The organism is Mastigocoleus sp. MO_188.B34 (assembly GCF_030065675.1).
Taxonomy (GTDB): Bacteria; Cyanobacteriota; Cyanobacteriia; order Cyanobacteriales; family Nostocaceae; genus Mastigocoleus.
Map to the genome: position 1 here is coordinate 27866 of NZ_JASJDK010000023.1, position 15167 is coordinate 43032.

Genomic DNA, 15167 nt, shown 5'->3' on the forward strand with positions numbered 1-15167 from the left:
CTTTTTGAGCTATAGTTTCTTTGAGTAATGCTTTCTTAAACTATAAATTTATTATTTTCCCAATTATCAGCTTGCCAATTATTAATTTCCCAATTATTAATTTCCTAAAATAAGGCTAAAGTTTTGAAGCTTGAAGGCTAAAGTAATCCTAAAAGCAGCAATAAAATTAAATTGTATATGGGTGTTGAATCTCTAAAGGAGTATTATGTCCGATAAATGTCAGACTTCTTTTGTCTGCTGCGTTGAGTCCGGTGCGCTTGAGAATTATACGTTGCGAATGATAGAGAGTCTGCGAAAATGGGGAGGAAAGTTTGCAGATGCGCCAATATATGCTGTCACTCCTCGTTTTGGACCTCCTTTATCGCAACATACAAAGAATACTTTTGCTCGTTTAAACGTTAATCATATTCGCTGTAATCCTCGAACCAATTATTCATGGCTTGGTTTTTTGAATAAGCCTTTAGCTTTAGTTGCTGCAGAGGAACGCATAACATCTGAGTCAGTTTGCTGGCTAGATAGCGATATTTTGATCTTAGGCGAACCAGAAGAACTGATTCTTAAGGAAGGAGAAGATTTTGTTGCTTGTGCTTCTGACAAAAATATTGGAAGTGTGGGATTGGAAGACCCTCAAGATAAATTTTGGAAAGAAGTCTACACAATATTCGATTTAAATATTGAAAATATTCCCTGGATCGTAACAGAAAGAGAAAAGAAAAATATTCGTATTTATTGGAATAGTGGAGTTTTTGCATATCGCCGCTCCTTAGGATTTGCAAAAGATTATCTCCAAGTATGTCTTGACATTCTTGATGCTGGAATTGCAAACCATGAATCCAGTATCTTCTTTCACGAGCAAGTAGCTTTAGTTTTAGCCATGCTTAAAAGAAATCTGAAGTGGCGTGCTTTACCTTATTCCTATAACTATGGCATGGGTAGTAAGACTCACAGTCAATGGTACAGTGAAGAACAACTCAAAGCCACTAAAATAGTTCATTATCATGATGCTATGTGGCCCTGGTTTTGGGAAACCTTTGTTGACTGTTTAAATAAAACTTATCCACCCGTCGCCCAATGGCTCAAACCTCTTGGTCCATTAAAAAATGAAGCACCTATACAGTGGCGTGCTACAAGTAAATTGCTTAAAGAAGTGCGAACGCGACAATTAAACAACTACAAGAAAACGTGTAAGGTGTTGTAGTAAATATCAATTTAATTCAATCAAATTAATTTAATCAAAAGTTTGTAGAGACGTCTAATTGCTGTACTACTACATATAATACGTCTCTATAATTTCATAAAGATTATGCAGAAAACTCTGTGAAGCTTATAACAGATTAAAAGTAATATAGCTGCTATGGCTAGCCGTTAACGCCTTCTTGCACAGTCTGTTTTGTTAGCAAAGCGTGTCCACAGGACATATTTTGACTTTTGTTAGCGCCTAGCGATAGCGTACCGTATGTATTGCGTAACCGCAGGTTATATTTTGTTAGCAAAGCGTAACCGCAGGTTATATTTTGACTTGCGCGTAGCGCTATATTTGTCATACAGAAAGTACTGTAGTGACAAACAGCACCCAATATATGTTGCTTTTGTAAAGTAAATAGCTTTCCATTATATTATTCATAAATAAGAACAAAAGAAAAGCTATGTACCATAAATTTTCTGGATGCACTGCAGCGTAAGCCTTTTGAAGACTTTTGAAATATGTTTTAAAAAAAACGATTGCGAATAATGCGAAGCCTATCAAGCCAACATCAAGGGCTAAATCAATAAAGCCGTTGTGGGCATGAGGTGGAACGAAATTCTCGGTCACAGCACGACCAGCTTCCACTGCATAGGGACTTCCTGGAGCCCAAAATGCTGTACGCCCATAACCCAACAATGGTCTATCCATTAATCTAGTGAGAGTTACCCCCCACATCAAAGTACGTCCAGTTAAAGTTGGGTCTTTTCCAAGACCAGCCAAGATATCTACCCAGTAAGCAAAAACTATTGTTCCGACACATCCTAATAACAAAATACCTAGGTCTAAAAATAGTACAGTGACTTTGCCACGCCAGCGATATTTACGGTAGAAAAACAAAGTTAAGAACAGTAAGAACACCATAGTCAAGGAAGTTTTGGAAGTCGAAAGCAAAATTAAAGCAATCGACATAAACAAACATATCCATTTCAAAAAGCGGTGAATTGGTCGCACAGGCACAAATACAAATGCCAATGTAGCCAAAATCATCATACTTCCTAAGTTATTTTTATAACCATATACCCCTTTCCAAGCACCAGGGTGATCTGCTCCATGAATACCAATCTCAGGTATAGCAAGAGCAACGACAAAGCTCATCACAGCACCAATACCAAACGACAAAGCTACGAGTTTGAGCTGTTGCTTTAAGTCGAATCTGGCAGCAAAATATAAACCAAAGGTACTCATTTGCAGAACCTCTCGATTATCTGCCAAAGTTGATGGCAAATAATCAGACCACAGAAATGACAATAGGATCATCGCAATGAGAGCCCAAAGTACTTTACTGCGACCTGCTATTTTCCGGGTACTTCTATGACGAAAAATCATCAACACTGTTGGTCCTAACCATACAATGTATCTGACGATTGAAATCACACCCGTTGGTGCAATTTGAGCAAATATACCTGAAAAAAATAACAACCCTAAAACAGCGATTATTTTTTCTACTTTGTCTAGAGTTGGTTGTGGCATATGAGAGGATTGCCCTGAGGAAGTATATTGATTTTTGTCCTGCGCTTTCGCTCCAATTTGCATTTTATACTTGCTTTGCTTGTAGAAATTAAAATTGGTAGTTATTGCTATCAGCGCCCCTGGAATATTCTTCCTAACGGTAGCGCTATATAGTACTTAAAATCAAAACTGGAAACTATTAATCCCTAATATGTAACCAATAACTAATAATAAAGTCACTAGATACTGGTAGTATTTAATTCTTTTACTTCTCTACCTTCCTGTATTGCTAACAGTATAGATTTGAGAGCAGTTCCCCAACTTTTCTCTACATCATAAAATTGTTCTTTTACCCTAGAACAAGCTCGTCTTTTTGTTTCATAAAGCTCAGGATTTTGATACAGTTCCAGTAATGCATCGCCATAGGCTTGAATATCATTGGGTGGTACTTCCATTACCGCATCTTGGACGTAACATAAAGCCGGACAAACGGCAGAAGTAACAACTGGACGATGGGCAAGAATACTTTCCCCTACTACCCGGTTGAAACCTTCAACAAAATCAGTTCGAGTTGGAACTATCACAACATGCGAACGACCAAACATCTCTCGCATTTGCGATTTCTTGCAATAACCATGACATATAAAATTTTCTTCTACTTTAGCCTCGGAAGCTTCTAAACGTAAAGGATCTAAGGCTGAACCAGTACCACAAATATCAAATACTATTTCTTTGATTCCCTGCTCTGAAAACCGTTTGGCTATTTCCAATAAATCGAATACACCTTTATTTTCTTCGACTCGTCCAGCAAATAATACCCTGAAGGTTTTGCCATTTTTTGGTGGTTCGGGAATATTCACAAAATCAGCTTGACGAAAAGTTGGAAAAAACTCAAAAATTGGTGGATGTTCTCCTCGTGTTAGTTCATCCACTTGTTTGGCAATATCATGAGAAACTGTTAATATTCCTCGACATTTCTTTCTGAAAAAATAACTCCCCAGTTGCAAGCTCAGTTTATCCGATAAACTTTTAGCCGCATACTTCCGCCATAGAACACAATGTAGGGAAGGCACCACATTAATTCCTAACCAAGAAAATATTGGTAATAAAAACCAGTGGGTATTCCCACTAGAAATAACTGCCACATTTGCCCTGAAGCGAATTGCTCTCACAAGCAACCGTAACGCACACCAAAGTTGTTGCAAATGATATACGATTCCAGAAGCATTTTTTATGGGTACAGGGCAACTTTCAACAATAAATTGCTCTTTGTGCAAATATTCCGATTTCCTTGTCGGAGCGATAACGTACGCGCGAGCATCAAGAGCGCGACAAACTTCATAAAATTGTCTGCAATAAGGTACTGAAACCTGAGAAGGTACATCTTGGTTCTGAATCCAGAAATTGTAAGCCTCAATGACATCTTCAGGACCAGACGCATAAAGAATCCGAAGCTGTTTGGGCATTATTTCAGTACCTTTGTAAATTCCAATAAATTTAAACACAATAGCTTAGGTTGCTTAATGACATCATACAAATAGCCTAGCCTAGTGCATTATTTTCAATTGATTCTCTTTTTGTTCTTTCCCATACTTTTTGAGGTTTCACTAAAAACTTCAAGTAGATGGGAATTTTCCAAAGCACGTAAATAGGGATAATCAAAAGTTTGTGCAGGGGAATATCCGCTCGTCCAAATTTTACCCAAGCTATACTAATCGCTAATAACAAACAACAACCAGCAACTGTTAAAATCATTGCTGGAATCCAAGAAATTCCTAAAATTCCCACCAACAAAGAAATTCCCAAGAAAGTAGACCACATAACTACTAACAAAGATAGAGGCGGTACGGATAAATCCAGTGCACTCAAAAACAATCGCAATCTTTTTTGCTGGAATGCTTCTAAAAGCATCTGGGGAACATAAGTAAGCAAAGTTTGTAAGTGACCGTGTTCCCAACGAGTTCTTTGTTTGGTTGCAGCTTCATTGTCTGAGGGCAAATATCCTTTAACAATAGCTTGGGAACAAAAAACTGGTTCATATCCAGCAAGGGTCAGATCCATACCAAGTTTCATATCTTCAGTGATGTGACCGCTTGCAAGGTCAATACTGCGGATAACCTTCCAAGGGAAAGCCATTCCCGTACCAGTTAACAAACAAGGTAATCCCAAACGTTTTAACCCCTCAAAACGGACTAAATTTTTAACTTTGAAAGCAAAGTTAGAAATTAAATCTTTATATCTGGGGTTGGGAGGAGCTTCCATCAAATAACTTGCTTGTACTGGTTTACCTGTATATATGGCTTGAGCTACAAGCATATCGATCGCACTACTTTCGACGTAGCAGTCAGCATCTACGAATATCACCACATCAGGCGGATCGTTTTCTAAAAAATTCAATCCATAGTCTAAGGCATAGCCTTTACCCTTCAGGTCAGAATTGTAACGCTCTATAACTGTTGCGCCCGCAGCACGAGCAATTTCTGCTGTTCGGTCTTGACAGTTATCAGCAATTACAACCACTTTATCTTCAGGTTTTCGAGCCAGAGACAATTGTTTAAGAGTAGCACAAATAACACTTTCTTCATCATGAGCGGGAATTAAAATTGTAACTTTAGTTCCCTTTGGTCTATTTTTACCACCAGGTTGTAAATTCAACGGAAACAGGGCTGAAAAAGACTCAACAAAAAGCACTAAGCATGGTATCGATACAATTATTGCTCCAGGTATTAACAGGCTCTCGGTAGCAAAAATAGTCATATTATTTACTGGTGTCACAGGTATCTATCGCACCCCTATTTATTTGCTTAATTACTAGTGGTTAATGATCGATCTATGTTTTAGGGCAAAATACAATACGTCAATCTCTTTATTTCTTAGACTTAGGATAATTTGTAATAATTTTTGCAGGTATGCCTACCGCAGTTGCTTTACTTGGAACATCGTTTAATACTACAGCATTGGCACCAATATTAGCTCCATCATTAATGGTGACATTACCAAAAATTTTGGCACCAGCACCAACATTAACATGGCGACCTAATTTTGGCGCATCAAAAGGATGCTCTAAATACCGATTACCTAAAGTTACGCCCTGACGGATGATAGAATCATCTCCAATCTCGCAGTTCCCGTGAATTACAATTGCCCCTTGATGCTCAAAAATTACACGACGACCCAATTTTACCGAATAAGGTAATTCAATCCCGTAGGTATTGCGAATCTTGCGAAACAGCATTCTATATAAAATGCTTAGAGGCGCCCGAAGCAACTTCGGTTGAACTTTCATTCGCCAAACCCCAAAGCGATGTACCGCTACAGCGCGAAATCCCGGCTTAGTCCAATCACGTCCATGGGCAACCCAATCTTCATGAACTTGCTGCCAGATGCTCAAGTTTGTGTTTATTTTGTTGTCTGTATTAATTTTGGCTTGTAATTGTGTGTCCATTACATAATTGCTTGGAATCAGCGTGTTAGCTTTGCGCATGCACTTTATGCTAAACCCCACTGTACTAATGAGGCACAGTAAGGCGAACATGCATATGGCAAAAATGAATTATACCCCCATTCACAATCTCAAAAGCTGTCATGGGGTAAATATATTTTGTAATGAGACTTACGCGAAAGTACAAAAATTTTGAGTAAAGATATTGCAAATACAAATATTGCAAATACAAATAAATCCTGCAACTATTTACTTATTTTGCAAATGCGCAATTTAACCTGAAATAGTTTATTGAACTATTTTTCAGTTTATTTTTTACTTTTTTAAATTTGACCTATGCCGCGAAGTTCTGAATTCTAACTTTCTAACCTGTGAAATTTGGTTCTGAAAATACATTTGTACTTTCGGTTTCTTTAGAATAAGAGTCCGAACGGGAATGATTATAGTAGAAATTGTTCTCGCCGTACTGTCTTACATCTACTGCGTTAACAATCAAACCCATTACATTTACTTCTGCACGAGTTAGGAGGGATTTCGCAGCTAGTGCACTCTTAGAATCAACAAGTCCAGGTCGAGATACAACTAGTACTCCATCAACCATCTTACCCAAAACCGCAGCATCTGCTGTCCCAGCTAAGGATGGAGTATCAAATATAATGTAGTCGTAATTCTCATTGAGCATATCAATCAAAGATGTCATGCGCTCTGAGTCTATGAGAGCTAAGGGATTAGGAGGAACCACACCAGAGGTAAGTACAGATAAGCTTGGAGTTACTTTTTGAACCGCCTTGGAAAATAACTGCTGTCCTACCATCACATTACTTAAACCTACTGAGTTAATTAAACCCCAAAGGTGATGTTGGGCTGGTTGACGCATATCTGCATCTACCAATAGAACTCTTTTACCAGATTGTGCAATAACTGCTGCTAAATTTGCAGCTACTTCGGTCCGACCTTCCCCAGGAACAGAACTAGTGACGACTATTTTGCTAACCTTCTTATCTAGGCTGACGAATTTTAAATTAGCCTGAAGCATTTGGTAAGCTTCGTGAAGCACTGAACGAGGTGATGTGGCAACAATCACCCTGGGAGAAATTCCTTCCAAACCTTCAGCTTCGACAAAGGACGGATGATTCATCTCATACTTGGGAATTAGTCCCAATAAAGTATAGCCGAACAGTGCTTCTGCTTCTTGAGGTGTCTTCAATCTTCGATCTATTAGGTCAACAAAATAAGCTGCAGCAACTCCCAATAGCAGACCAATAAATACTCCACCACCAGCAATCAGGAGATTTTTTTTCAAAGCTTTGACACTACTTTGAATTTTGGCATATTCTAAGATGCTGGCATTACCGACGATTTGCTTCTGGGCAATATTAATTTCTCGTTCTTTTGTCAGTAAATCTTCGTAGCTTCCTTGTGCTACAGATAATCTTCTTTGTATATCTCCTTGTCTTTTTTCCAAGTTAGGAAGAGTATCAGCTCTTTGTCTGTATTTCTCTCGGATCAAAACCAAAGAATTGATTTTATTCTGCAAACCAGAACGGGTAGATTCTATTCTTGCTAACTCAGTTGCTAATCCTTGTTTGATATCTCCCATCTGTAACTTTCCGGGAGCAATCTGTGCATCATAGCCCAAAGATTGATTAGTTCTTTGATCCAATAAAGCTTGTAAATTAGCTTCTTTATTTCTTAGGTCAACCAGTGTTGGATGATTTGGTTGTAGAAGACTGCTATTAGTAGCTATTTGAGCTTGGACTTCCTGGAGTTGCTTAAGGACACCTTGTACCCCTTCATTCTCACTTAACGAAGCAATGTCAACAGAGCTATCAGCGACCTTTAATTGACGACGAATTTGTTGTTCTCGAGCAGTCAAATCTGCTAATTCAGATCTGACTGTATTAATTTCTTCATCAATTTTTGTGATATTTTTAACTGTACCACTAGTTTCTTCTTGCAGGTTGATAATTTTATTTTTTGCCTTAAATCTTCTTAAAGCTTCCGCAGCTTCATTCAGTTCCCGTTTTGCTGTACGTACTTGTTCTTGAATGGAGTCAGCCGCCCCTGAAGCTTCTAAGCGATTTCTTTGAGTGTTATCATCTATATAAGCTTTCATCGCCTGGTTGACAACTGCTTTTGCCAATACAGGATCTTCAGATGAAAAAGAAACTTTTAAAACATCTGTACCAGTAACTGATTCTATATCAAGAGCAAGAGCTCCAGCATCAAGAGGAGCACCATCTTTATCTTTAAGTTTAAGGGTATCAACAACTTCTTTTAAAACTGATTCTGAATTGATTAACAGAGCTTGGGTTTTGAGTGGATTTGCTTCTTTACGAATAGAATCCAGATGTCCAATTTTTTCTCCAACCCCCGTCAGAGAAGAAGCCTTACTAGATTGAAATAATAGCTTTCCGCTGGCTTCATAAGCCGGTTTCTGTAATAACAAACTCAGCCCGGCTAGCCCTGAACATACAGCAAATACTCCCGATGCTATAAGCCAGCGACGTTTGAGAACTAGCAAGTATTTCTGAAGATCTATCTCTTCGGGATAGCCTTTATTTTCCATTGCATTGACCTTTTGATGAGGACACTCACTGAAAAAAACTACAAAACTATTGAGTTATGGGGATATTGATTATATCCAACTCAGTTTTTCATGTAGGTTAATTATTCTTTGTACATTCTCCTATAAGTTTTGGCTAAGGATTTTAGTCTTATAACTCTTTTCTCCTTATGTTTGAAGACCAAGGATTTCTATATAGTAGTAGCCGTTGTTTCAAAATTAGCCATAAAAATGGTAAAGCATCCAACAGATACCTTTTCCATAGTCGTCTTGGTTCATTCAAGAGTCTATATAACCACTCAAAACCAATTTCACTCATCCATTTTGGTGAACGCTTGACATTGCCAGCTTCAAAATCGATTGTTGCTCCGATAGCCAAAAATATATTAATATTTTTCAATTGCTTTTTGTATTTGGCAATCCACATTTCTTGCTTGGGAGAACCTACACCGATAGCCAAAACTGTAGCCCCAGAATTATTAATTAATTCTACTATTCTTTCACATTCATCTTCTTTTTTCTCAAAACCAAATGATGGTGAGTGTGCTGCGATAATAATATTTCTCCCAACCCTAGCGTTAATTTTTCTCTTCGCAGTTTGAACTATTTTCTCTTGAGAACCTAGTAAAAATATCTTGACATTTTCATCATTTTGGTAATATTTGTAAAAAGCTGGAAATAAGTCAGAGCCAGATATTTTTTCTAAAATTGGAGATCCCAAAAAATTAGATGCGTACATTAGTATCTTGCTATCGCAAACTCTGTAATCAGCTTCTTGATAGATGGAATAAAATTCCTTATTTTTCTGTAAGCATACTATGTGATTTACGTTGGGTGTAAATACCACTCCACCGCCGCGTAAATTTTCCAGCAAATCAACCATCTTGATATTGTGAATGGTTGTATTTAATAGCGTCACCCGTCTCATCATTATTTTCAAAACAAAATGAATAAATATACTAAATATTAGTCATTTACTAGGTACAATTAACTAGGATATATCAGCCAATAAATTAGGATAGTCACTTACTCTAACAGTAATTGGGATACTAATAAAAACCAAAAAGTGTTTTAGGTTTATTAAATCTATTTTGAAAGTTTTTTCAAAGCATTTAAGGTCAAATTCAAGGTCAATATTATACCAAGCACAAACCTCAAATCCTATCTTTTTGAATTTAATTGATATGAGTACGTAAAACTACGACCTATTTATATCAATTCAATTTTAATTTTGTTTATTTTTGACATCTCTTTGATTGATAACACTCATCTGAAAAAAAGATGTAAACCATTTTTTGTGCCAGAATTTTTTCAGCTAAAAGAATTGCTGGTTTTCAGTGATTATTTATCCTTAATTGCGTGAAACATCTTTATACACGAAATTCAATCTAGTAAATTATATTGTTTATTTTGTCTGAAGCTCTACATCGGATTGTGAAGCAAAGAACTTTTTACGATAGGAATATGTGTATTTTTAATGAATTTTATTCTACTAATAATTGGTTATAGGGATAGTGCATATAATTTCCAAATACGTATGCCGAACATATAATCCAAATGTACATCTCAGAAATTAAACTAATTCAAAAGTAACCTGTGGGGTTATTCTGATATTTTAAGCCCAAAACAATCTATTTATTCTCTGCACTAGTACTTAGTTATACGATAATTAATATACACTTAAGTAAAGTTTTATTTGCACTAATAAAACTTACATTTTGTGGAATTTAAATACATTACACTGAGTGTATATTTGACACCCTAGCAATCAGATATACTAGGCTTGAGGTAAATTATGTGCTATTGATAAATAGTAATTAATTAAGAAAGTATAAGTTAGATGATATTTCCTGAAAAACATGGGTATGTACTGAATAATTCATGTAAAGCTGGAACATATAAAATTCAATAGTGAAACTTCAATAGGGTATAGAAAATATTTTTTGGTTGAAGCTCAACAAAAAGTTAAGTTGTAAGCGAACAAACCACATTTTACAATGATATCTCATTTGCACATCAATTTTCTTGTATCAACAAGATATCATTTAAGTAGGTGTTTTTTTGATGACACGTAATTAGAATTCATTCCAATAAATTTGGATACAGGTATCAAGTTAAAAAATCAAAACTTGTAGCATTTTTAGTGGCTGACACTTTATTAGGTAAAATTATTTTACACATATTTCTCAATTTATTACCTAACAGTAAAATTCTTTCTTTATCAGACTATTCAATAATTTGTTAGTCTCTGGAGGCAGAATCATACTGTTAGTGTGTTTGTATTTGTACGTGATGATGTTTACAAAGACTGGCTATAAAACCTGGGAATTATAAATTTTGTTCAACGCACAGTCTTAAACCACTCCACAATTCCATCTGCAAGGGTGTTAGCTAATTTTTGTTGAGATTTGGGATTAACTACCCATTCAAATTCTGAAGGGTTACTCATAAAACCCAACTCCAATAAAAGTGAAGGAGCTTCTGCTGGACGGGTTAATGCTAAATTATTCCAAAACACACCATAGGATGGTCTATTAAGTTTTTTGACTAAGTAATTGTGCAAAAATATTGCCGAACTATGGGCTTGGGGATGATACCAAAAAATACCTACACCTCTAGTATTCTCTGCATCTCCATAATCTGGGAGGGCATTGTAGTGAACTGAAAGTGCAAGTGCTGGTTCTTCTCGAGCAATAATTTTTTGACGTTCTCGCAAAGAAACGTCTTGATCGTCTTCCCGGGTCATGACAACCGTTGCACCCCTTTTCACCAAAGCATCCCGTAGTAATTTAGAAACACTTAGATTGACATCTTTTTCCGGATAACCTGTAGGACCAACCGCACCACTTTCTTTACCTCCATGTCCAGGATCGAGTAAAATTTTAATACCAGACAGTGGCTTACGTCGGCTACGCGAAATTCTCGGAGCATGACGTAGCTTTAAGACTAAACTTGTGCCTTCGTAGCTCAGTGTGTGTCCCCATTGCTGTTCTGATTTAACATTAAAGGTGTATCGTACCTGACTTGGGGTTATTTGCTGCCAGTCCAGTCGTGAAATGAACGGATTATCATCCAAACGAATAATGTCAGTTTGTGCCGTCGTGTTGTGTAGGGTAAGAGAAAAAGTGCGATCGCTTTGGTGGACGCTAATAGGTACCGGAACTTGTAGTGGGAAAGTTATCTGAGTAGCATCAGAAAATTTTCGCGATCCAACACTACGAATTACAGTTGCTGGCGGGATAGCACCATTCAAAATCTGGGTTTCTTTACCGTTAATCCAAGCACCGTAGTCCAAACGTAACCAGTCACCTTCCGAGCCAGTAATTGCCGCTCTTGTTCCCTTTGGTAATGGCGTCAGTCTAGAATAATTAGTACTTGGTCCCGTACGTGCTACCCCTGCATCCGCTGTGACCTCAACCACTTGTAGGATTGCTGGTGAAAGAATAGATACTTTACCTGGTGCTCTTTGAGTAAATTTCTTGCCTTTAAGGTCAAGCTTATAAACGGGTTGTCCAAAATTCCCAGATCTTCCTACAACAGTACAACCTGCATATTTACCACCCATTTGTTTGTTATAAGGCTGATTTGTTCCCGTTAAGGCTGCTAAATTGCTTGGTAATTTAGCTTGTTGTGGTTGGGGATAAAGACGAATGTTTCGATAGCCTAATCTAACGGATACCTTGCCATCCGGGGGTGCTATAGCACTAAAACAGATCCTATCATCTGGCATTCTGGCTATATCTACTGCTGGAGTTAGAGAATTTACAGCAAATGCTAATCCTCGGGGAATTTTTGGTTCAGTGGCTACTCTAGTCACCACTATTTCAATTTTTTGGTTTCCGTGGCGGACTGTAAACTTATTATCTCCTAATTTCAGGGGAAAACTGGGAGCAAAATGACCAGCTTGGGAACGTGTTATTGACCGATCATTTATGAAAACCTGTCCGGTTTGCGGTGCTGTACCAATGAAGAAAATTTTATCCGAAGATGTTTTATGGTTCGTCCGGGGATAAACCACCTTCAGAGACTGTTCTTGTGCTACAGCAGGGGAGTGATTAACGATGATAGGCGTTAACAGAACTAATCCAATAAGAGGTTTGACGTTAACAGAAAACAAATTTCTCAACATTTACTGTGGCACAATGACGGGATGTATTTTTTTAGAGGTTGCTAGAAATTCGAAATACTATGACTAAGTTTGTATTTGTCACTGGTGGTGTTGTTTCCAGTATCGGCAAAGGAATTGTAGCAGCTAGCTTAGGTCGATTGCTAAAATCGCGCAACTATTCTGTGTCGATTCTTAAACTTGACCCTTATATTAATGTCGATCCGGGCACCATGAGTCCTTTTCAACATGGTGAAGTGTTTGTCACTCAGGATGGGGCAGAAACTGATTTAGATTTGGGGCATTATGAACGCTTTACCGATACTTCCATGTCTCGCCTTAACAGTGTTACTACCGGCTCAATCTACCAAGCTGTTATTAACAAAGAGCGCCGGGGTGATTACAACGGAGGTACAGTTCAGGTAATACCCCATATTACCAATGAAATTAAAGAAAGAATATTAGGGGTCGCTGATTATACTCAGGCTGATGTATTGATAACTGAGATTGGCGGCACCGTAGGAGATATTGAGTCTCTGCCGTTTTTAGAAGCAATTCGCCAGTTTCGCAAACAAGTAGGTAGGGAAAACGTGCTGTACATGCATGTTACTTTAATACCTTGGATTGCTTCAGCTGGTGAAATGAAAACAAAACCAACCCAACATTCAGTGAAAGAACTGCGGTCCATTGGTATTCAACCAGATATTTTGATTTGCCGGTGCGATCGCTCCTTACCCCAAGGTATTAAAGAAAAACTTTCTTCATTTTGTGATGTTCCAGTTGAGTGCGTAATCCCAGCGATTGACGCCAAAAGCATTTATGAAGTCCCGCTAATATTAGAGCAGGAAGGATTAGCTTTCCAAGCGCTTTCATTATTGAATATGAAGCAACGTCAAGCTGATATAAGTGAGTGGCGGAATTTAGTAAAAAAATTATATAGTCCCAAACACCGGGTTGAAATTGCGATTGTCGGCAAGTATGTTAGCTTGAGTGATGCTTACCTCTCTGTAGTCGAATCTCTACGCCATGCAGCGATCACAACCCATAGTGAAATACATATCCGTTGGGTGAACTCAGAAGACTTGGAAGTAGAGCCAGCACAGATACATCTGAAAGGAGTTGATGCTGTAGTGGTTCCTGGTGGTTTTGGAATTCGGGGAGTTGATGGTAAAGTTGCTGCAATCAAATATGCCAGGGAACAAAAAATTCCTTTCTTAGGATTATGTCTGGGAATGCAGTGTGCAGTAATTGAATGGGCGCGAAATATTGTTGGCTTAAAAGATGCTCACAGTGCCGAATTTGAGCCACTTACTACAAACCCAGTTATTAATCTTTTGCCAGAGCAGCAAGATGTTGTTGATTTAGGTGGAACGATGCGTTTAGGGATTTATCCTTGTCGCCTTAACGCTAATAGCTTAGCTGCTCGACTATATGAACAAAAAGAAATTAATGAGCGACACCGCCATCGCTATGAATTTAATAATGCTTACCGTAATTTATTCTTAGACTCCGGCTATGTAATCAGCGGAACCTCACCCGATGGACGCTTAGTAGAAATGATTGAACTACCGGAGCATCCATTCTTTATTGCTAGTCAATTTCATCCTGAATTTATTTCTCGTCCAAATGCACCCCATCCTTTGTTCAAAGGTTTAATGGAGGCTGCGATTGTTTGCTCTCAAACTTCATCAATTCCGCAAACCCCGGTACAAGTATCTTAAGTCTGCCAAAATTTTGATATTTTGTCCGGGTATATACGCAGAACGTTACAGTACTTAACCCCTTATACTTGCCATAGGGGATGTTGTACTAAAGTATGCTGACGACATCAAGACAAACAAACTTGAGGAGATGAGGGTGGCGTACTGGGCAAAAATAGTTCACGAGAGAAATGAATATGTAGTGAATTTTGAGCGAGTGACTGCTTTTTGCTGTGAAGCAAATGGCAGAGTAACGTTTTGGCTACCAGATTGTGCAATACCCATCGTCATTAATCCCTTAAGTAACCCCCAAGACTATAAAAAAGTTCTGGAGTACATCAAGCGATTTACAGAGTTGGAATTTGAGAATACTTATTGGGTAAAAATTTTCTACGACAGAAATGAATACATTATCAATCTCAACTGTATTAGCTCTTTTTGTCACGAGCCAAATGGCAGGATAACATTCTGGTTGCCAGATAGTACCATACCTATCATAATTAATCCTGTAAGTAACTCAGATTCTTACAAAAAAGTCTTAGAGTATATTCACAAGGAAACGGGATATTATTTTACAGAAAGTCAAAAGTAAAGTTATATCGGACATTTGATTATCTACTCTAGATTTATTTGTAAATTAGAACTGCCAATTATCCATT

10 protein-coding genes are annotated in these 15167 nt (G+C 37.7%); 3 read left to right on the forward strand and 7 right to left on the reverse strand.

What is annotated here, in order from left to right:
* The first annotated feature begins 205 nt into the window (after nt 1–205).
* On the forward strand, nt 206–1198 hold the full coding sequence (locus QNJ50_RS08535) for a glycosyltransferase (RefSeq protein WP_300634085.1): 993 nt from the start codon (nt 206–208) through the stop codon (nt 1196–1198).
* Between the two features lie 342 nt (nt 1199–1540).
* Here QNJ50_RS08535 and QNJ50_RS08540 read toward each other — a convergent pair whose 3' ends face one another.
* The 7 genes from QNJ50_RS08540 to QNJ50_RS08570 all read right to left on the reverse strand — a co-directional run bounded on the left by QNJ50_RS08540 (nt 1541) and on the right by QNJ50_RS08570 (nt 12832).
* Complete coding sequence (locus tag QNJ50_RS08540; RefSeq protein ID WP_300634088.1) at nt 1541–2716, reverse strand: O-antigen ligase family protein; 1176 nt, start codon at nt 2714–2716, stop codon at nt 1541–1543.
* Between the two features lie 218 nt (nt 2717–2934).
* Nucleotides 2935–4161 (reverse strand): glycosyltransferase family 4 protein, encoded by a 1227-nt coding sequence (locus tag QNJ50_RS08545; RefSeq protein WP_300634089.1) that lies wholly within the window; start codon nt 4159–4161, stop codon nt 2935–2937.
* Between the two features lie 76 nt (nt 4162–4237).
* Nucleotides 4238–5350, reverse strand: a complete 1113-nt coding sequence (locus QNJ50_RS08550) for a glycosyltransferase (RefSeq protein WP_366914235.1) — start codon at nt 5348–5350, stop codon at nt 4238–4240.
* Between the two features lie 211 nt (nt 5351–5561).
* Nucleotides 5562–6140, reverse strand: coding sequence for a serine O-acetyltransferase (locus tag QNJ50_RS08555; protein ID WP_300634094.1), 579 nt, complete (start codon nt 6138–6140; stop codon nt 5562–5564).
* Between the two features lie 361 nt (nt 6141–6501).
* Nucleotides 6502–8706: a polysaccharide biosynthesis tyrosine autokinase gene (locus tag QNJ50_RS08560; protein ID WP_300634097.1), complete on the reverse strand. Its 2205-nt coding sequence runs from the start codon at nt 8704–8706 to the stop codon at nt 6502–6504.
* A gap of 148 nt (nt 8707–8854) precedes the next feature.
* A complete protein-coding gene (locus QNJ50_RS08565) occupies nt 8855–9631 on the reverse strand; it encodes a WecB/TagA/CpsF family glycosyltransferase (protein ID WP_300634168.1) in 777 nt (258 codons plus the stop codon).
* Nucleotides 9632–11044: 1413 nt separating this feature from the next.
* Nucleotides 11045–12832 (reverse strand): N-acetylmuramoyl-L-alanine amidase, encoded by a 1788-nt coding sequence (locus QNJ50_RS08570; protein ID WP_300634100.1) that lies wholly within the window; start codon nt 12830–12832, stop codon nt 11045–11047.
* A 59-nt stretch (nt 12833–12891) separates the two neighbouring features.
* Here QNJ50_RS08570 and QNJ50_RS08575 point away from each other — a divergent pair, with 59 nt between their 5' ends.
* Nucleotides 12892–14529, forward strand: coding sequence for a CTP synthase (locus QNJ50_RS08575; protein ID WP_300634102.1), 1638 nt, complete (start codon nt 12892–12894; stop codon nt 14527–14529).
* A gap of 136 nt (nt 14530–14665) precedes the next feature.
* A complete protein-coding gene (locus tag QNJ50_RS08580) occupies nt 14666–15100 on the forward strand; it encodes a hypothetical protein (RefSeq protein WP_300634104.1) in 435 nt (144 codons plus the stop codon).
* Nucleotides 15101–15167: the final 67 nt, after the last annotated feature.

Excerpts from the sequence above, each read along its gene's own strand:
- QNJ50_RS08535 (WP_300634085.1), top strand. The coding sequence starts at position 206 with ATGTCCGATAAATGTCAGACTTCTTTTGTCTGCTGCGTTGAGTCCGGT.
- QNJ50_RS08540 (WP_300634088.1), bottom strand. The coding sequence starts at position 2,716 with ATGCCACAACCAACTCTAGACAAAGTAGAAAAAATAATCGCTGTTTTA.
- QNJ50_RS08545 (WP_300634089.1), bottom strand. The coding sequence starts at position 4,161 with ATGCCCAAACAGCTTCGGATTCTTTATGCGTCTGGTCCTGAAGATGTC.
- QNJ50_RS08555 (WP_300634094.1), bottom strand. The coding sequence starts at position 6,140 with ATGGACACACAATTACAAGCCAAAATTAATACAGACAACAAAATAAAC.
- QNJ50_RS08560 (WP_300634097.1), bottom strand. The coding sequence starts at position 8,706 with ATGGAAAATAAAGGCTATCCCGAAGAGATAGATCTTCAGAAATACTTG.
- QNJ50_RS08565 (WP_300634168.1), bottom strand. The coding sequence starts at position 9,631 with ATGAGACGGGTGACGCTATTAAATACAACCATTCACAATATCAAGATG.
- QNJ50_RS08570 (WP_300634100.1), bottom strand. The coding sequence starts at position 12,832 with ATGTTGAGAAATTTGTTTTCTGTTAACGTCAAACCTCTTATTGGATTA.
- QNJ50_RS08575 (WP_300634102.1), top strand. The coding sequence starts at position 12,892 with ATGACTAAGTTTGTATTTGTCACTGGTGGTGTTGTTTCCAGTATCGGC.